The organism is Pseudomonas sp. BTN1 (assembly GCF_001907715.1).
GTDB lineage: Bacteria > Pseudomonadota > Gammaproteobacteria > Pseudomonadales > Pseudomonadaceae > Aquipseudomonas > Aquipseudomonas paracarnis.
Genome location: NZ_MPBM01000033.1, coordinates 1 through 19,140, shown reverse-complemented (window position 1 = coordinate 19,140; position 19,140 = coordinate 1). Strand labels below are relative to the sequence as shown.

At 61.2% G+C, this 19,140-nt stretch carries 15 protein-coding genes and 2 pseudogenes; 9 read left to right on the top strand and 8 right to left on the bottom strand.

Features of this window, described 5'->3' with window-relative positions; all coding sequences use genetic code 11:
- From BMH52_RS17190 to BMH52_RS29620, 4 genes and pseudogenes are all read left to right on the top strand, one after another.
- Positions 1–344: pseudogene (locus tag BMH52_RS17190) on the top strand (BatB protein); the annotation flags it as partial.
- Positions 341–2,080: a tetratricopeptide repeat protein gene (locus BMH52_RS17185; protein WP_072434516.1), complete on the top strand. Its 1,740-nt coding sequence runs from the start codon at positions 341–343 to the stop codon at positions 2,078–2,080. The pseudogene BMH52_RS17190 and the gene BMH52_RS17185, both read left to right, overlap by 4 nt.
- Positions 2,077–3,717 (top strand): BatD family protein, encoded by a 1,641-nt coding sequence (locus tag BMH52_RS17180; RefSeq protein WP_019820202.1) that lies wholly within the window; start codon positions 2,077–2,079, stop codon positions 3,715–3,717. Before BMH52_RS17185 ends, BMH52_RS17180 begins: the two co-directional genes overlap by 4 nt.
- Positions 3,718–3,820: 103 nt before the next feature.
- Positions 3,821–3,943, top strand: coding sequence for a hypothetical protein (locus tag BMH52_RS29620; protein WP_020301528.1), 123 nt, complete (start codon positions 3,821–3,823; stop codon positions 3,941–3,943).
- Positions 3,944–4,099: 156 nt separating this feature from the next.
- Here BMH52_RS29620 and BMH52_RS29305 read toward each other — a convergent pair whose 3' ends face one another.
- Positions 4,100–4,576, bottom strand: coding sequence for a hypothetical protein (locus BMH52_RS29305; protein ID WP_177345097.1), 477 nt, complete (start codon positions 4,574–4,576; stop codon positions 4,100–4,102).
- A gap of 408 nt (positions 4,577–4,984) precedes the next feature.
- Here BMH52_RS29305 and BMH52_RS17170 point away from each other — a divergent pair.
- From BMH52_RS17170 to BMH52_RS17155, 4 genes and pseudogenes are all read left to right on the top strand, one after another.
- Positions 4,985–5,235: pseudogene (locus BMH52_RS17170) on the top strand (DUF6124 family protein).
- Between the two features lie 173 nt (positions 5,236–5,408).
- The gene (locus tag BMH52_RS17165) at positions 5,409–6,650 is read left to right on the top strand and encodes an exonuclease SbcCD subunit D C-terminal domain-containing protein (RefSeq protein WP_072434515.1); all 1,242 of its coding nucleotides are present in this window, start codon (positions 5,409–5,411) and stop codon (positions 6,648–6,650) included.
- Entirely contained in the window at positions 6,647–10,285 is a 3,639-nt protein-coding gene (locus tag BMH52_RS17160) for an SbcC/MukB-like Walker B domain-containing protein (RefSeq protein WP_072434514.1), read from the top strand. Before BMH52_RS17165 ends, BMH52_RS17160 begins: the two co-directional genes overlap by 4 nt.
- The gene (locus BMH52_RS17155) at positions 10,282–10,875 is read left to right on the top strand and encodes a glutathione S-transferase (protein ID WP_072434513.1); all 594 of its coding nucleotides are present in this window, start codon (positions 10,282–10,284) and stop codon (positions 10,873–10,875) included. Before BMH52_RS17160 ends, BMH52_RS17155 begins: the two co-directional genes overlap by 4 nt.
- 110 nt (positions 10,876–10,985) lie before the next feature.
- Here BMH52_RS17155 and BMH52_RS17150 read toward each other — a convergent pair whose 3' ends face one another.
- The 5 genes from BMH52_RS17150 to BMH52_RS17130 form a co-directional block, all read right to left on the bottom strand.
- On the bottom strand, positions 10,986–11,165 hold the full coding sequence (locus BMH52_RS17150; RefSeq protein ID WP_003190784.1) for a hypothetical protein: 180 nt from the start codon (positions 11,163–11,165) through the stop codon (positions 10,986–10,988).
- Between the two features lie 156 nt (positions 11,166–11,321).
- Complete coding sequence (locus BMH52_RS17145; RefSeq protein WP_073844437.1) at positions 11,322–12,494, bottom strand: lactonase family protein; 1,173 nt, start codon at positions 12,492–12,494, stop codon at positions 11,322–11,324.
- Positions 12,484–12,771, bottom strand: a complete 288-nt coding sequence (locus tag BMH52_RS17140) for a DUF5629 family protein (protein ID WP_014718303.1) — start codon at positions 12,769–12,771, stop codon at positions 12,484–12,486. Before BMH52_RS17140 ends, BMH52_RS17145 begins: the two co-directional genes overlap by 11 nt.
- Before the next feature lie 203 nt (positions 12,772–12,974).
- Complete coding sequence (locus BMH52_RS17135) at positions 12,975–15,350, bottom strand: RND family transporter (RefSeq protein ID WP_073844435.1); 2,376 nt, start codon at positions 15,348–15,350, stop codon at positions 12,975–12,977.
- A gap of 18 nt (positions 15,351–15,368) precedes the next feature.
- Entirely contained in the window at positions 15,369–16,406 is a 1,038-nt protein-coding gene (locus BMH52_RS17130) for a YCF48-related protein (protein WP_014718301.1), read from the bottom strand.
- 430 nt (positions 16,407–16,836) lie between these two features.
- Here BMH52_RS17130 and BMH52_RS17125 point away from each other — a divergent pair, with 430 nt between their 5' ends.
- Positions 16,837–18,009, top strand: a complete 1,173-nt coding sequence (locus BMH52_RS17125; protein ID WP_256575803.1) for a Gfo/Idh/MocA family protein — start codon at positions 16,837–16,839, stop codon at positions 18,007–18,009.
- Positions 18,010–18,078: 69 nt separating this feature from the next.
- On the opposite strand, the gene BMH52_RS28900 is transcribed toward BMH52_RS17125, so the two are convergent.
- A complete protein-coding gene (locus BMH52_RS28900) occupies positions 18,079–18,492 on the bottom strand; it encodes a hypothetical protein (RefSeq protein WP_139271612.1) in 414 nt (137 codons plus the stop codon).
- A 229-nt stretch (positions 18,493–18,721) separates the two neighbouring features.
- Positions 18,722–18,940: a hypothetical protein gene (locus BMH52_RS17120; protein WP_032892153.1), complete on the bottom strand. Its 219-nt coding sequence runs from the start codon at positions 18,938–18,940 to the stop codon at positions 18,722–18,724.
- Positions 18,941–19,140: the final 200 nt, after the last annotated feature.

Here is a 19,140-nt window from a genome sequence, read left to right as displayed (position 1 = left end):
GCCTGGACCTCGACGAACCGGCGCTCAAGGCACTGGCCGAGGCCACCGGCGGCCAGTATTTCCGCGCCCGGGACGGCGAGGAACTGCTAAAGATCAAGGACACCCTCGACACCCTTGAACCCGTGGAGCAACAACCCACCCAGGCCCGCCCGGCTCAGGCGCTATACAGCGGCCCATTGGCCTTGGCGTTGGTGTTGAGCCTGTTGCTGGTGATCCAGGAACGCTGGCCGAACAACGCTTTGCAACGAGCCTTCAATAGGCTATCGAGCAGGGGCATCTTTTTGCAGCAACACCCTGAATGGCGCCAGCGCCTACAGCGCCTGCGCTTGCGGAGGCGTCGATGATCGCGCTGTGGCCGCACTGGTTGCGCCCCTGGTGGCTATTGCTGCTGCCCCTGCTTGGCTGGTTGCTGTGGCAGCTATGGCATCGGCAAAAGCGCGCCGGGCGCTGGCAGATGATCCTGCCGCCGGCGTTCCATGCCGAGTTGCTCAGTGGTGGCAATGGCCGCGAGAGTAAATCGCCATGGGTGGTGCTCGGCATCGCCTGGCTGTTGGCCGTGCTCGCGTTGCTGGGCCCCAGTTGGCAACGGGTTGAACAGGCCAGCCAGAAACCTTCCGACCCCCTGGTGGTGCTGCTGGAACTGACCCCGGAAATGCTCGCCACCGACAGCCCGCCCAACCGCCTGGAACAGGCGCGGCGCAAGCTGTATGACTTGCTGCAAGCACGCACCGATGCGCAAACAGCCATCATCGTGTATGCCGGCAGCGCCCATACCTTGGTGCCGCTGTCCGATGACCTGGCTACCAGCCGCAACCTGTTGGAAGCCCTGCGCCCATCGATCATGCCCGAGCCCGGCCATCGTGCCGATCTGGGCGTGGAAAAAGCCCTGGGCCTGCTCAAGCAAGGCGGTCTCGGCCAGGGGCGCCTGCTGCTGATCGGTTCCTCACTGTCCAAACAAGAGCGCCAAGGCATCCGCCTGCAACTGCAAAGTGCCCAGGCTCCAACGTTGTCGATCCTCGGCATCGGCAGTCGCGAAGGCACGCCGGTGACGCAGGAGAGCGGCGAATTCCTCAAGGACGACCAGGGCGCGATCCTTGTGCCGCGTCTCGACAGCCCGACCCTCAAGGCGTTCGCCAGCGAAATGGGCGGCCGCTACCGTGCGGCACGCCTGGATGACAAGGACCTGCGCCAACTCGGCATGCTCGACAGCGCTCAAGCCCTGCGCGACGACGGCCAACGGCTGCGCCTGGACAGCTGGGCCGACCAGGGTTACTGGCTGCTCTTGCCGTTGTTGCTGCTGGCCGCGTGCGCCGGGCGTCGCGGCTGGCTGTTCTGCCTGCCCTTGTTGCTGATGGGCGCGCCGCAACCCAGCTACGCCTTTGGGCTGCAGGACCTGTGGCTGCGCCCCGACCAACAAGGCCAGTACCTGCTCAAGCACAAACGCCCGGCCGAAGCCGCCGAACACTTCCAGGACCCGCAATGGCAAGGCGTGGCGCTGTATGAAGCCGGCAATTACGCCGAGGCCATCAAGCGGTTTGCCCAAGGCAGCGACGCCTATTCTCACTACAACCGCGGCAATGCCCTGGCCAAGGCCGGTGAACTTGAAGCGGCCATTGATGCGTATGAACAAGCCCTGGAAGCCCAGCCCGATTTGCAGCCCGCGCTGAAAAACAAAGCCCTGGTTGAAGCGCTGATGCAGGAGCAAGCGCAGCCCGAGCCGGACCCGCCCGCAAAAAACGCAGATGACGAAACCGCCCAACCCGGCCAAACTGCGCAACCGGGCACCAGCGCGCAAACGGCCCAGGGCGGCGAGCAATCGTCCCACGGCCAGGGCGAAGCCGGCACGGGTGAGACCCAGGCCAACGCCCCGCCACAGGCCGGTGGCAATGAAGTGCCAGGCAGCGAACTGGGTGACGAGCAAACCACCACGCCGCCACTGCGCCCTGCCGACACGCGCCTGGAAGGCGAGCGCCGCCAAGCGCTGGAGCAATGGTTGCAGGAAATCCCGGACAACCCCGGCGAGCTGTTGCGCCGCAAATTCTGGTACGAACAGCAACAACATCAGGACACCACTCGATGAGCCGCCGCACTACCCTTTTGCTCCTGCTCGCGTTGTCGGCAGGCCACGCCCAGGCGGCGGACCTGGTCGCCAGCGTAGACCGCAGCCGCCTCAACTCCGGGGAAACGGTGGAGCTGACGGTACAATCCAGTGATGTAACCCAGTTTGGCAAACCGGACCTGTCGCCCCTGGACGCGCAGTTCGAAGTCAGCGGCACCCGCCAGATCAACCAACTCACCACGCTGGACGGCGACAACCACGCCACCACCCGCTGGATCATCACCCTGTTGCCCAAGGTAAACGGCAACGTGGTGATCCCGCCGCTGCAGGTGGGCGCACTCAAGACCCAGCCGATCACCCTGCAAGTGGTGGAAAGCGCCAGCCAGAACACCAGCGCCGAACTGGCCCCGGTGTTCATCGAAGCCAGCCTCGACCAGACCAGCGTGTACGTGCAGGCCCAGGCCCTGTTGACCGTGCGCGTCTACCACTCGGTGTCGCTGTATGACGACAGCAGCCTCACGCCCTTGCAGATACCGGATGCACGTGTCGAACAACTGGGCGAATCACGCACCTATGAAAAGGTCATCAACAGCATTCGCCATGGCGTGATCGAAACCCGCTACGCCCTCTACCCGCAACACAGCGGCGCTGTGGTGATTCCGGCGCAGACCTTCAGCGCTACCCTGGTGGAATCGCGACCGCCCCAGGAAAACACCCTGCAGGGCACCAAGCCGGGCAAGATGATTCACGTTAGCTCAGCGCCCCTGCCCTTGACGGTCAAACCCAAACCGGACGCCTACCCCGCCGACACCCCCTGGTTGCCCGCGCGCAGCCTGACCTTGAGCGAAGGCTGGAACCCCACGCCGGACCACGTGCAAGTCGGCGACTCTCTGACCCGCAGCCTTACCGTGGAGGCCGAAGGCCTGTCCAGCGCACAACTGCCGGCGCTGCCCGGCACCGAGGTCAACGGCCTGCGCCGCTACCCCGACCAACCAGTGATGGCTAACCGTACCAGCGACCGCGGGCTGACCGGCAGCCGTGAAGACCGCGAAGCCCTGGTGCCGACCCGCGCCGGCGAACTGGAACTGCCCGCCGTGGAAGTGGTGTGGTGGAACACTCACGAAGATCATCTGGAACGCACCAGCCTGCCGGCGCGCACCGTGCACGTGGCGGTGAACCCCAGCCTGGTGGTGGACACACCGGCGACACCGACGATCATCACCGCCCCCGACGATGACCGCCTGTGGCTGTGGCAACTGAGCACACTGATACTGGCCTGCACCACCCTGCTGGGCTTTGGCCTGTGGTGGCGCGCACGCCGGCAACCGGCGGTACAACGCGCCGCGCAAACCGGTCCCAGCCCACGCACCCTGCTCGACGACCTCAAGCGCGCCACCCAGGCCAACGACCCCCACGCCACCCGCCAGGCCCTCGACGCCTGGGCGCGGCAACAACCCGAAACCCTGGCCGACATGGCCGCACGGTTTGTGCCGCTGTCAGATGCCCTGGATGGCCTGAATGGCGCGCTGTACAGCGAAAGCGGTCAATACTGGTTGGGTGATGACCTGTGGCGAGCGATCAAAGCCATCCCCGTGGCCGAACGCGAGCAAGACCCGGCCACCGACACCACCAGCTTGCCGCCGCTCTACCCCAAGTAACCCCCGAGCCTGCTCGTTCCCACGCTCTGCGTGGGAATGCCGCCCCGGACGCTCCGCGTCCAGGTTTTACGCCCTGTGCAACGGTGACGCAGAGCGTCACGGGATGCATTACCACGCAGAGCGTGGGAACGATCAATGGCGAGCGATCAAGGCCATCCCCGTGGCCGAACGCGAGCAAGACCTGGCCACCGACACCACCAGCTTGCTGCCGCTCTACCCCAAGTAACCCAGCCTCAACCAACACCACAAAACCCCTGTGGGAGCTAGCTTGCCTGCGATGGCGGTGTAACAGGCGGCAGATGTGCTGGCTGATACTCCGCCATCGCAGGCAAGCCAGCTCCCACAGTTGATCTGCATCGCCTGATCGGACGCCTGCTTGCACTCAGTGATTACGACGCGGCACCTTCCATTCCCGATGGGGGAATTTATACAGATAGTTCAGGTTGTCCATATCGAACCGACCATCCTCCTTGCCGGGGCCACCGAAGAAGCTGATGCCGATATCCAGCTTGCGTAGCAATTTTGGCCGTGTGAGTAGCTCCTTGGCCGCATGGTGGGCCTCGGGTGAGAACGTCCTGTCGGTGGCGATCAGGCCGGCGGCTTCTTTCAACTCATTGAAGTTCACATAGCTGTCTGTCGCCCCTGCGGCGAATTCGCGGAAATGATCACGGATCAACCCTATTAGCTGCCGGTCAGTCACGCTAGCGTACGGGCGTGAGTCAGGGGTGCTGGCCTGGGTTTCAGCGCTTCGTGCCTGACGGTGGCTAGCTTGGGCTGAGCGGCTGTCAGCATCAGCATCCAGTTGCTCTGGTGGAACGATGAAAGCGCTAGTGGAAGGTGGGTTTACTGAAAAAGACATGGTGGGCCTCTGATTCATTCAGGGGTTGATTGAGAAATCCACGTTGTGCGTGGTCGCCACTCGCCCTGTGGTTCCACTTCGTTCGTCACGCCCGCTCGACATGCATTGTTAAAGGCCAGCAATCCATATCCCTTTAATTTGCAGGACGTTTCCTAGACAATCCTTTGGCCTTGCGCCTGCTCATTTCGCTGGCTAGCCTTCGCTTCGTCGCTGCCTATCAGCGATCGGGAGTGAGATCCCGTTATTAGCAGGCGCACTGCGCTACAACCGTCAATGGCGGCTGTGTGCGGGCAGACTTCGGTCTGGCCGGGTCCTGTTTTCCGGTATCTCACCCCGCACATAGCTGCCACCTTTTGACGTGTGAGATCGGCAAAAGAATGGCTCCCAATCCAAGCAGGAGCTTTATCCATGAACAAACTTATCCCCGACCCACCCTTTCCGATTTTCGTCGCCCACGAAGACCTGAGTTTCGAAGACGCTATCGCCAGCATCTCCTCGCTACTGCGTTGCGCCGCCACCACCGCCACCGAAACCGCCGAGGGCCCAAAGGCACCCGGCGCGACATGGCCTGTTCCACCGCTCACCTGATCGACATGGCCCGCACCCTCGCCGACCGTGCGCTGGATTGCCTGCAACCCAACCCCACTAACACCCCATAACCCCTGTGGGAGGGGGCTTGCCCCCGATGGCGGTGGTTCAGTGCCAGGGATGCTGGCTGACCCAGCGCCATCGACGGCAAGTCCTCTCCCACATTTGACCTGCGTCGCCTGGAGCAGCAGGTACGCAGAACAGGTAAACTCCCCTCCTTTTCATCTTCTCCACGGAGTTCGCCTTGCGTCTGTTTCATACCTCCGACTGGCACTTGGGCCAAAACCTCCACGGCCAGGAACGCGACTTCGAACACGCTTGTTTCCTTGAGTGGCTGCTGGGCCAACTCAAGGCACAGCGCCCGGACGTGCTGTTGATCGCCGGCGATATCTTCGACACGGTCAACCCGCCGCTCAAGGCCCAGGAGCGCTTGTATGACTTCATCATCAGCGCCCACGAACAACAGCCGACACTGACCATTGTGATGATTGCCGGCAACCATGACTCCGGTTCGCGCATTGAGCTGCCTGCGCCTCTGATGCGCCGCTTGCGCACCCATGCCCTGGGCCGAGTGCTGTGGCTGGATGACGGGCAACTGGATGCCGACCGCCTGCTGATCCCGCTGCCCAATGCCAAAGGCAAGATCGCCGCCTGGTGCCTGGCGCTGCCCTTCCTGCGCCCGGCGGAAGTCACCGGCGCACAGCTGGGCGATGATTACCTGCGCGGCATCGGCCAAGTGCATGAATGGCTGATCGCGGCCGCCAATGCCAAGCGCAACAAAGGCCAGGCATTGATAGCCATCAGCCATGCGCACATGGCCGGTGGGTCGGTATCCGAAGACTCCGAACGCAGCCTGATCATCGGCAATGCCGAGGCGCTGCCCGCCACACTGTTCGACCGAAGCGTGGCATATGTGGCCCTCGGCCATTTGCACAAGCCGCAAAAGGTCAATGGCGAGGAGCGCATTCGCTACAGCGGCTCGCCAATCCCCCTGTCGTTCTCCGAAATCAGCTACAAGCACCAGATTCTCGACGTGACGTTCCAGGGCGAACGGCTGGTGGGCTGTGAACCGATCCTGATTCCCCGCTCCGTCAACCTGCAACGCCTGGAAGCTGCGCCCCTGGCCGATATTCTCAAGCAACTGGGTGAACTGCCCGACATCGACCTGCTCGCCGAAACCCAGCGCCACCCCTGGCTGGAAGTGCGCGTGCGCCTCGACGAGCCGCAACCGGACCTGCGCCAGCAGATCGAAACCGCCCTGCAAGGCAAGGCCGTGCGCCTGGTGCGGATCGCCGCCGACTATGCCGGCACACGCGGCAGCGCAGAGGCAGACGATGCGCAACTGATCGAACTCGACCAGCTCACGCCCCAGGAGTTGTTCAGCCGCGCCTGGCAGGACAGCTACGGCAGTGAAGTGGATGAACAGACCTTGAAGGACTTCGCCGTGCTGCTCCAGGAAGTGCAACAGGAGGGCGAACAGCCATGAAGATCCTCGCCATCCGCTTGAAAAACCTCGCCTCCCTGGCGGGCCCGTTCGAAATCGACTTTACCGCCGAGCCCCTGGCCAGTGCTGGCCTGTTCGCCATCACCGGGCCGACTGGCGCGGGGAAAAGCACCCTGCTCGATGCGTTGTGCCTGGCGCTGTTTGGCGCGGTGCCGCGCCTGGGTGATACCGGCCAGGCCAAAATGCCGGATGCCGACACGGACATTTCAATCGGCGACCCGCGCACCCTGATTCGCCGCGGCACTGGCGGCGGCTATGCCGAGGTGGATTTTGTCGGTGTCAGTGGCCGTCGCTACCGCGCCCGCTGGGAAGCCAACCGCGCCCGCGACAAGGCCAGCGGCAAGTTACAGAACAGCCGGCAAAGCCTGATCGACCTGGACAGCGACCAACTGCTGGCCAGCCAGAAAACCGAATACAAGACCCAGCTGGAATTGGCCCTGGGCCTGAACTTCGAACAGTTCACCCGTGCGGTGCTGCTGGCGCAAAGCGAGTTCAGCGCCTTCCTCAAGGCCAATGACAATGAGCGCAGCGAACTGCTGGAAAAGCTCACCGACACCGCGCTCTACACCCAGCTCGGCCGCCGTGCGTTCGACAAGGCCAAAGAGGCCAAGGACGCCCACAAACAGCTACAGGACCAAGCCACCGGCGTGGTGCCCCTGGCCCCCGAAGCCCGCGCCGAGCTGGATCAACAGTTGGCCCAAGCCCAGCAGCAGCTCAAGAGCCAGCAAGCCCAGCTCAAGCAGCTGGAGTTGCAGCACACCTGGCTCAAGGAGCTGCGTGAATGGCAGGAGCGCCATCAGCATGCTGTGGAGCAACTGCAACGCGACGAGCAGACCTGGGCCGACCAAGGTCAGCAACGCCAGGACCTGAGCCTTCTGGAGCAGTTGGCACCGCAACGCCATCACTTCCTGCGCCAGGCAGAACTCGCCACCTTGCTGACGCCCCTGGCGGCACAGATTGCCCAGCACCTCGAGCAACAAACCGCCCTGCACACCCGCCAGGAGCAGGCGCAACACCAGCAAGTGGTCGCCCAGGCAGCACTGGCCGCGGCCCTGAAACACCAGGCCGACGCCGCGCCCCTGCTGCGCCAGGCCATCGAAGAGCAAAACACCCTCGCCCACGTGAGCCGCGAACTGGCCAAGCGCAACGAGGAAAAACACCAGCACGAAAGCGCCTGCACCGAAGGCCAGGCCCTGCTCGACGGTTTGCAACACACGCAGGCCCAAGGCACCGAGCGCCTGCAACGCCTAGCCACCGAGCTTGAGCACAGCGCCGCCCTCGCGCCGCTGAGCGATGCCTGGAACGCTTACCGTGACCGCCTGCAACAGTTGGTGTTGATCGGCAATCGCCTCAACCAAGGCCAGGCCGAGCTGGGGCAGCTCGAACAGCGCGCCAGCGCCGCCATTGAACAGTTCACCCAACAGCGCGAAGCCCTGGACCTGCTCTACCACGAGGCCGGTGCCGAACCGCACGCGGTGGCCGAACAAATCCAGTTACTGGCCAGCCTGCTGCAAGACAATCGCAAGCAACAGCGCGCCTTCGAAGACCTGGCCCGCTTGTGGGACAGCCAGCAACAGTTGGATCAACAGGCCTCTGCGCTCACGCAAAGGCTCGCCGAGGCCGCGCAAAGACGCGAACAACTGAACCAGGCCGGCCTGCAAACCAAGGCCGAACTCACCGTTGCCGAACAAACCCTGACGGTGACCAAGCAACTGCTTGAGCGCCAACGCCTGGCCCGCAGTGCCAGCGTCGAGGAATTACGCGAGCAGTTGCAGGATGACCAACCCTGCCCGGTGTGCGGTAGCCACGAACACCCCTATCACCAGCCCGAGGCTCTGCTACAGAGCCTGGGTCGCCATGATGAAAGTGAAGAGGCGGCTGCGCAGAAAGCCGTCGACAGCCTCAAGGAAAAACTTACCGAACTGCGCGGTGAAGTGGGCGGCCTGATCGCTCAGCAAAAAGAGTTCCTGCAACAGCAGGAACAGTTGGCCACGCAGCAGCAGGGTTTGGCACCGAGCCTGCAAGCCCACCCACTGTCGGCCTCGCTGCTCGCCCAGGACGCCGTCAAGCGCAGCCCTTGGCTGGCCCAGCAATTGGCCCAATTGACCCAAAGCATCAGCCAGGACGAACAACGCCAAGGCGCCCTGCTCAACCTGCAACAGAACGCCGGGCGCTTGCAGCAACAATTGCAAGCGGCCCAGGACGCCAGCCAGCAAGCCCGGCAATTGCTGGTGGACCAACAACGGCAACTGGCCGGCGACCGCGAACGCCTGGAGGCGGAACTCAGCGCCTTCGCCAGCCTGTTGCCCAGCGAAACGCTGGAAGGTTTGCGCAGCGCGCCTGCGGCGACCTTCATGCAGCTCGACCAGCAGGTCAGCCAGCGCCTTGAGCAGTTGGGCCATCAACGCGATGAGCAGGCCGAGCAGCAGGAGCGCCAACAGGCCATCGAGAAACAACACACTCACCAACAGCATCGTCAGCAGCAACTCGACGCCTTGAATCTGCAAGTCGCCGAGCTGGCCGACCAGCAACACGCCGTCCAGGAAAAACTCCGCGCCTTGCTAGGGGACCACCCCAGCGCCGAGCAGTGGCAACAGCAGCTGGAGCAAGCCGTCACGCAGTCGCGCCAAAGCGAGACGGACGCCAACCAGGAACTGCACGCCGTGCACACGGCCCAGGTACAGCTGGCCGCCGACCTCAAGGCCCAACAGCACCACCAGCAGGCATTGGAGGCGGAGCAGCAAGCCCTTGCGACACGCATCGGCGAATGGCGCGCCCTGCACCCAGACCTGGATGATCAGGGCCTGGCACGCCTGTTGGCCCTTGATGAAGCCCAGGTCGCGCAGTTGCGCCAGCACCTGCACAGCAGCGAAAAGGCCGTCGAGCAAGCCAAGGTTCTGCTGCACGAGCGCGAACAGCGCCTGGCCGAACACCAGGCCCTGCACAATGGCAACCTGGAGGCCGAGCAGTTGGCCGCCACCCTGGCAACGCTTGAGCAGCAATTGCTTGAGGGTGAGAAACACTGCGCCGAACTGCGCGCACGCCAGTCCGAAGACCAGCGCCGCCAGAATGCCAACCAGGCCCTGGCCGAACAGATTGCCAAGGCTTACGAGCAGTGGCAGCGCTGGGCACGCCTGAATGCGCTGATCGGCTCGGCCACCGGCGACACCTTCCGCAAGATCGCCCAGGCCTACAACCTCGACTTGCTGGTGCACCATGCCAACGTGCAACTGCGCCAACTGGTGCGCCGCTACCGGCTTAAACGCGGCGGCAGCATGCTGGGGCTGCTGGTGATGGACACAGAGATGGGCGATGAACTGCGCTCGGTGCATTCCCTGTCCGGTGGCGAAACCTTCCTGGTGTCGTTGGCACTGGCGTTGGGGCTGGCCTCGATGGCGTCGAGCACCTTGAAGATCGAGTCGCTGTTTATCGACGAAGGTTTTGGCAGCCTTGATCCGGAGTCCTTGCAATTGGCGATGGACGCTCTGGATGGTTTGCAGGCCCAGGGTCGCAAGGTGGCGGTGATCTCCCACGTACAGGAAATGCATGAACGCATCCCGGTGCAGATCCAGGTAAAGCGCCAGGGCAATGGCCTGAGCACGTTGGAGGTCAAATGAGCGAAGCGCTGCTTTATTCGTTCCGGCGCTGCCCCTATGCAATGCGCGCGCGACTGGCGCTGCGTTATTCCGGCGTTGCGGTGAGCATCGTCGAAGTCAGCCTGAAAGCCAAGCCGGCCGAGATGCTCGCGCTGTCGCCCAAGGGCACGGTGCCGGTGTTGAGCGTCGAAGGGCGAGTGATCGAAGAAAGCCTGGAGATCATGCAGTGGGCGCTGGCCCAGCACGACCCCGAAAACTGGCGGCTACAGGGCGATCCGGCGGTGTATGCGCTGATTGAAGAAAATGACCACGTGTTCAAACATCATTTGAATCGATACAAGTACGCCGAGCGCTACCCGGAGCAACCGATGGAATACTATCGGGCCGAGGGCGAGGTGTTCTTGCGCAAGCTGGAAGATTTGCTGGCAGACCGTGAGTATCTACTCGCCGATCACCTGAGCTTGGCAGATGCAGCGCTGGCGCCGTTTGTGCGCCAGTTTGCCCATGTGAATCGGGAGTGGTTTGCGGGCACGCCCTATCGGCGTTTGCAGGCCTGGTTACAGCGGTTTCTGGATTCACCGTTGTTTATAGCAGTGATGGCAAAACCCTGAGGCCAATCCAATGTGGGAGCTGGCTTGCCTGCGATGGCATCGACTCGGTACATCAGCTATACCGAGTGGTCCGCATCGCAGGCAAGCCAGCTCCCACATTGGACCGTGGCTCAGTGCTGGGTCTTGTGATCCAGCGCCGCATAGAAATTGGCGCTCTGTTGCAGGTATTTCTGGGTATAGGCCGTGACATTGGATTTTTTGCCGGTGACTTCCACGCTGGCGGCGGCAGGCAATGCCACGGTGGCGGAAACAGCAGAAGCAGCAATGATCGAGAAGAGATTGAAATTCATGGCGGTAACCCTTGTGTGCGTTTGGTTGGGTGGCCTGGGAAGGCCTTGGAACCCAACTTACGCCCGAGGGTTGAACCTTAGAAATGCTTTGAAACAGTAGCCGTTATCACTGCGATTAATACAAAGGCTCAGGCCCCGCAGTGCGGGGCCTGTGGCTTATTGACGCACCAGGAACTTGAGGTCACTGGGGGCATCAATCGGCAATTTCTGCACGGTTTTACCCAGCAGGCCGGTCTTGAGGTCGCGCTCGACGACGACAATTTCATTGCTTTTCTGGTTGGCGATCAGCAGGAATTTGCCGCTAGGGTCGAGGCTGAACTCACGCGGATGGTCGCCTTCGACAGAACGGCGCTGGATTTCCTTGAGGTGCGCGGTGGCCGGGTCGATGCTGAACACCAGCATCTGATTGGCCGTGCCACGGTTGCTCACGTACAGGAATTTGCCGTCGTTTGACGCATGCAACGCCGCACCGGCCTTGTCGGACACCGGTTGGCCGGCGGCATAGTCGAGCAACTGGGTTTGCGTCAGCTTGCCGTCGTTGTAATCGAACACGGCTACCTGGGCGCTCATTTCAGTGGTCAGCCAGGCGTGCTTGCCGCCCGCGCTGAACAGCAAGTGACGCGGGCCGCTGCCCGGTGGCAACTGCACCGACGCCGGGTCGGCCGCCGTCAGTGGCAGCTCATGATTGGCCTTGGGGTCGTAGCGGTAGGCAAACACCTTGTCCGCCCCCAGGTCCTGCACAAATACATACTTGCCGTCCGGCGACGACACCACCGAATGCACATGATTGGACGCCTGGCGCTCCGGGTTCACACGGCTGGCCGGGTGCCCGCTCAACTGCACCGGTGCCGACAGCTTGCCGCTGGCATCCACCGGCAGGATCGCGAGGCTGCCACCCGGGTCTTCCACCACCGAGTAGTTGGCGACGAACAGGTAGCGCCCATCGGCGGCCACACTGGAATGGGTCGGCTCATTGCCCAGGCTCTGCACCTGGTTGATCAGGGTCAACTGGTGGTTCTGGGGGTCGATGCTATAGCTGCTGACACGCCCCACCGGGTCTTCCTGGCCGGGGCCGTTTTCATTGACCACAAACAACTGCTTCTGGTCTTTGGAAATCGTCAGCCAGGAAGGGTTGGCGGTTTTCGCCGCCAGCACCGGCTTGCCGCTGAACTGCCCGGTGCTACTGTCGAATTGCAAGCGGTAGATCCCTTCACTGGTGCCGGCCGTATAGCTGCCGACCAACAGTTCATGGATATCGGCCGGTGCGGCCTGCACCGACATCGCACCGACACTGCCTGCCATCAGCAGGGGCCAGAATTTACGCATCATCTGCTTCGTCCTCGTCGTTATTGTTGTCGCCCTGGATGGCGCTCAAGCAGACCAGACGGTGTTCACCGTCGTCGTTGATCAGCAACCAGCTTTGCAAGCTCTCGTCAAAGGTAGCCGCCTCCAACTGTTCTGGACTGAAGGTCCAGCGCTTGAGTTCCCGGCCATCCATGCTTTGGATCTGCAGTTGCTGATCAAGCTCGAAGTCAAAGGCGTGCAGCCCATTGATGATCAGCATATCGCTGGTAGCAAGGACGCGAGTCAGGGTGTCGGCAGTCATGGCAGTCAATCATTTTGGGGAAAGCCGCAATGATAGCCCAGGCTGTAGCCTAGAGGTTGAACACCGCACCCATGTGGGAGCGATGTGTGGGAGCCGGGCTTGCCCGCGATGCAGATGCCGAGGTGTATCAGTGACACCGCGGCGATGCTATCGCAGGCAAGCCCGCTCCCACACAAGCCCGATCTCGCCATTTGGGAGCAGGATCAGTGCGCGAACAACGAGTTGCCCTTCTGCCCTGCCAGCTTCTCAGGCTTGATCAGGAATCGCGCCAGCGCCGGCAACAGCCACAGCGCGCCGAACATGTTCCACAGCAACATGAAGGTCAACATCAAACCCATGTCGGCCTGGAACTTGATGGCCGAGAAGATCCAGGTGCACACGCCGATGGCCAGGCACAGGCCGGTAAACAGCACGGCCTTGCCGGTGGATTTCAGCGTCTGGTAGTACGCCTCTTGTAGCGGCAGGCCGGCGCGCAGGAAGCTTTCCAGGCGGCTGTAGATGTAGATGCCGTAGTCCACGCCAATCCCCACACCCAGGGCCACCACCGGCAAGGTCGCGACCTTGACGCCAATGCCCATGAACGCCATCAGTGCGTTGCCCAGTACCGAGGTCAGCACCAGCGGCAACACGATGCACAGGGTCGCCGCCCAGGAGCGGAAGGTGATCATGCACATGGTCGCCACGCACAGGTACACCAGGATCAGGATAATCAGCTCCGACTCCTTGATCACCTCGTTGGTGGCCGCTTCGATCCCGGCATTACCCGCTGCGAGGATGAATTCCAGGCCGTCCTTGTTGTTTTCCTTGGCGAAGTCCTGCACCGCATGCACGGCACGGTCGAGGGTTTCGGCCTTGTGGTCGTTGAGGAACACCAACACTGGCGCCAGGGAGCAATTGTTGTTGTACAAGCCATCGGCACGGGCGATCGAGTTGTTCAGCACATCCGGGTTGCGCGACAGGGTTTCCCATTTCAGGTTGCCTTCGTTCATGCCCTTGATCATTTGCTTGGACACGGTCACCAACGAGATCGCCGACTGCACGCCCTCGGTGTTCTGCATCTTCCACATCAACTGGTCGATGGGCGCCATGGCTTCATAGCGTGAGCAGCCTTCGGCCTTGGTCTTGACCATTACCACCAATACGTCGGAGCTGGTGGAGTAATTGTTGATGATGAAATTGTTGTCCTTGTTGTAGCGCGAATCCGGGCGCAATTCCGGTGCGCCTTGGTCCAGGTCGCCGATCTTCAGGTTCTGGCTGTACCAGAGGCCACCACCAAAGGCGATCAAGGCGAGGAACACCGACACCGGCGCGACTTTCGGGCTGGCAAATTTGGACAGCAGGCGCCAGAAGCTGTGTTCGCGGTTCGCGTCTTTCTTGCTCTTGGCGATGGCACGCTTGCTGATGCCCACGTAGGAAATCGCGACCGGCAGCAGGATCAGGTTAGTGAACACGATCACCGCCACGCCGATGGACGCGCCGATAGCCAGTTCGCGGATCACGCCGATGTCGATGATCAGCAGCGTGATGAAGCCCACCGCATCCGCCAGAATGGCGATCATCCCCGGCAGGAACAGTTGCCGGAAGGTGCGCCGCGCAGCGGTCAGGGCGTTGTCTGCCTCGCTGGATTGCAGGGCAATGCCGTTGATCTTTTGCACGCCATGGGAAATGCCAATGGCGAAGATCAGGAACGGCACCAGCATTGAATACGGGTCCAGTCCGAAACCGAAGAAGTGCATCAGCCCGAGTTGCCAGACCACCGCCACCAATGTCGTGCTCAACACCGCGATGGTGCTGCGCAGGCAGTTGGTGAACCACAGCAGCAGAATCAGGGTGATGACGAACGCAACGCCGAAGAACAGCACCACCATCACCAGGCCATCGATCAGGTCGCCGACCTTTTTGGCAAAGCCGACAATATGAATCTTGACGTTGGGGTTCTGGGTTTCGAACTTGTCGCGGATCTTGTCTTCCAGTTCATGGGAGAACTTGCGGTAGTCCAGGGCTAGCAACTTGCCCTGGTCTTGCGGGTCCGGGTAGGACTCCAACAGCGGGATATCAACGATGCTCGACTTGAAGTCATTGGCCACCAGCCGCCCGACCTGGCCGGACTTGAGCACGTTATTACGCAACTGGTCGAGGCTTTGCGACGAACCGTTGTAGCTCTGCGGGATCACTTCCCCGCCGGCAAACCCTTCTTCGGTCACCTCGGTCCAGCGCACGCTGGGGCTCCACAGCGACTTGAGGCCCGAGCGGTCCACACCGGAGATGTAGAACACCTCGTCGTGGATCTGGCGCAGGGTCTCCATGTACTCCTTAGTGAAGATGTCGCCGTCCTTGGCTTCCACCGAAATACGCACGGTGTTGCCCAGGTTGGCCAAATCGTTGCGGTGCTCCATCATTTTTTCGATGAAGGGGTGCTTGAGCGGGATCATCTTTTCAAAGCTGGTGGACGGGCGAATCAAGGTCGCCTGCCAGAACAGGAAGATACTCACCAACAGGCAGATGACGATCACCGCCGGGCGATTGTTGAAGATCAGACGCTCAAGAAAGGTCGCTTTATCGTTGTGATGACTGCTCATTGGATCCCCGCCTTCTTATTATTTTGAGAGCTCTGCGCCGGCCGATGTGGCAACCCGCACGCCACCCTGCCCCGCGAGGATCAAATTGCCATTGCCTGCTGCCGTGACCGCTGAGAGTGAAATGCGGTCCGGGCGATTGAACACACTGAAGGTCTGGCCGTCGTCATGGCTGACCACCACGCTGCCGCCGTTGCCGACCACAACAATGGAACCGTCCTCCAGCAAGGTCGCCCCCGACAGGCCAAACTCCAACGCGCCACGCGCCGCGTTCAACTGGACCTGCTCCCAGGTGCTGCCGAAATCGGTGGAGCGGTAGAGGTTGCCGCGCAACCCATACGCCAGCAGGGTTTGCGGCTGTGCGGTGCTGATCACGCCAAACAGCGAACCCTCGTAGGGGCCTTCGAGTTTTTCCCAGGTCTGGCCGTCGTCGCTTGAGCGAAACATGCTGCCTTGCTCACCGACAATAAACAGGCCGGCGCCCTTGATCTGGGCGATGGCGTTGAGGTGGTACTGGTCTTCGTTGTCGAGACGCTCGCTGACATCGTTCCAGGTTTTGCCGCCGTCGGTGGTTTCGATCAGCGCACCGTAGGCGCCCACGGCCAGGCCGTGGTTGGCGTCGTTGAACCACACATCGAGCAACGGTGCTTCGCGCTTGAGGTCTTGATATTGCTGGGTCCACGTGGCGCCGCCATCGGTACTGGCAAGAATCTGCGCATCATGGCCGACGGCCCAGCCGTGCTGGTCATCGACGAAAAACACCGCCGTGAGCAGTTGCCGAGTGGGCACTTTGGCTTGGGTCCAGGTGTTGCCCTGGTCATCGGAATAGAGGATATGTCCACGATCACCGACCGCTACCAGGCGCTTGCCTGCGTGAACCACGTCGATCATCAAGCCTTTGGCGGCCCTGGGGGATTCAATTGCAAAGACTGCGGCGGCGGGGGTATCGCTGGCAGCCAGAACCGGCAGCGACAATGCGCTGCCAGCAAGCAGCGAGAGCGCTGTGGCCAGCAACGCAACCCTGCGTGCGGCGCGTGGGCGGCAAACAACCCAACCCATGACAGGCTCACTCATAGACCTTTCTCCCATTTATTATTGTTAGGTCGTCTTCTGTTCCAGGACCTTGAAACCTGCAATCTAGAGCGCCTGGAGGAAGCAGGGGCCATCCTATCGGGCTTTGGAATCGTCTGACAATCGGCGCTACGTTATCTTTTGTTAACTGGCGGCTTTTGGCCATGTGCTGAATATAGCTGCATCAGCTGAAATGATGGCCCCACGTGATCGTTCCCACGCTCCGCGTGGGAATGCATCCCCTGACGCTCCGCGTCATCACCGCGCAAACAGCGGGGCGCAGAGCGCCCTGGGCGGCATCCCACGCGGAGCGTGGGAACGATCAGGGAGAATGAATTTTTATTCCATCTATTGAATTTAGTGAATTTTTATTCCATTAATGGCGTTCCTGAAAACAATAATCCAAAGGACCACGACGATGCGTGAACTCGGAATCGGCTTGATCGGCACAGGCTTCATGGGCCGCGCCCACGCGCTGGCGTTCAACAACGCTCGGGCGGTATTTGAACTGCCCGTGCAGCTCAAGCTGGCCGCCCTGGCCGATGCCGACACCGAACGCGCCCAGCGTTGCGCCAGCGCCTGGGGGTTTGCCCAGGCCCACGGTGACTGGCAAGCGCTGGTCAACGACCCCAAGGTCGACGTCGTGGCCATCACCACCCCCAACCATTTGCATTACCCCATGGCCATGGCCGCGATAGCGGCGGGTAAAGCCGTGTATTGCGAAAAGCCCCTGGCCGTCAGCCTTGAACAAGCCGATGCCATGCGCCGCGCCGCCCATACCGCCGGGGTGGTGACGCGTGTCGGCTATAACTACCAGCACAACCCGATGATCGTGCTGGCCCGGCAGATGATTGCCCAGGGCGAACTGGGCCAGATCATCAGTTTTCAAGGTGAGTTCAGCGAAGACTTCATGGCCGACCCGACTTCCCCTTGGTCGTGGCGCTGCGACGTGGAGCATGCTGGCGGCGCCCTGGCGGACCTGGGCAGCCATTTGCTGTCGATGGCCCGCTATCTGGTGGGCGAGGTAACCGATGTTTGTGCCGATACCCAGACCGTACACAGCCAGCGCCCCGCCGCCGCCGGCAACCCGACCTCAAAAACCATTGCCGTGGATGACCAGGTGCACGCCCTGTTGCGTTTCGCCAACGGCGCCCGTGGCACGGTGAGCAGCAGTTGGCTCAAGCACGGCTACAAGAACCATCTGAGTTTCGAGATCAGCGGTACCCAAGGCACGCTGGCGTTTGACCAGGAACGCTTGAATGAACTGCGCCTGTACCGCAGCGGCCAAGACGGTTTCCAGCGCCTGTTGGCTGGCCCTGCCCTGCCCGGCTATGCGGCGTTCAGCCCGGCGGCGGGGCATCAGTTGGGCTACAACGAGTTGAAGACGCTGGAGGTGCAGGAGTTGATCATGGCGCTGGCGGGGCAAGGTGCGGATGGCACCGACTTCGAGGCTGCATGGGAGATAGAGCGATTGGCGACAGCGATTCGCGTGGCAGCCCTCGAAGAACGTTGGGTCAAGGTCAGCGCGCACGGGCCACTCAAAAACAGTCAACCCAAAAATTTTGGGGAGGTAGAGGGCACGGTACTTTAAATTAAAGTCAGCTAGTCCGCGAGTGCCTAGGCATCGCGGACCACCGGAAATACTCCTTGTCATATAATACTAGTATCGATAACGAAACGTTTGGCAAAAAATCAAACCAGCCTCGCTAACCTGCTTTTCTGCAAGTAGGCTTACCTCCCAAATAGGAACTCCTGACGTGGACGGTATATCCATTAAATTTGGCAAGCCTCTTGCTCTCAACTGTTGTGCTGTTTGCACAAACTCCGTCCCCTCAGGCTTTTCAAGTGGTGCAACATTACTAAAATAGTATAACGCGGGCTGGTCGCCGTACCTTTTTAATGGCTGAGCCCCACACAAACCAGCAATGATCAATGCGAGATCTTTCCCGGTAGTCGTGCTGGTATCAATCCAAGTTTTGTATTGCTTTCCATAGGCCGGATCATTAGGTGTTGGGCCTGGGATAGTTTTCCCATGCCGCAGGAGCACATAAACATTAACCAAAGTAAGAGCCATAATATACCTTCCTTTTTTAAACGATATACGCAGGGGCTATAAAGAACCCACAATCATTCTTTACAGCCTCGATATTGATCAAAACGGTTAAGGGAAAGTCAATATTCGAGAATGACACAGCCATCTCCCCCCTTGAGCCCTGGAGAGCCGGAATATCCAGTCTGGCTGCTTGAGTTAGCGATACCGCCAACGCCGCCTTTACCACCTTTACCCGCGTTGCTGCACAGACCTAAACTGTCTCCGCCATTGCCAGGAGTTTCTGAGCCACCGTAAAGGCCTCCGCTTTCGCCAACGCCCCCAATCTTAAACGTAGAACAGTTGTTTCCTTGATTCTCCGGGAGGTGGGCAGCGCCTCCGTTTCCGCCATGTCCAGGTTTAGCGGTTGTAAGCCCACCATCGCCGCCGCCGCCTCCACCAGAGCCCCCATCAGCGGAATAAACACCGTCATTTGTATTAACTATGCTTTTTGCGCCGTCCCCTCCATTACCACCCGATGTGCCGAGCTGGGTGTGACTGCCTTTCTTTCCTGCGCTACCCTCGGCGCCGCCGCTACCGACAGTAATGGTGAAGGTTGGATTTGACGCGGTGGATACCGAACACACTAGACCACCACCTGCGCCCCCCCCACCGCCACCAGCGCCACGACTT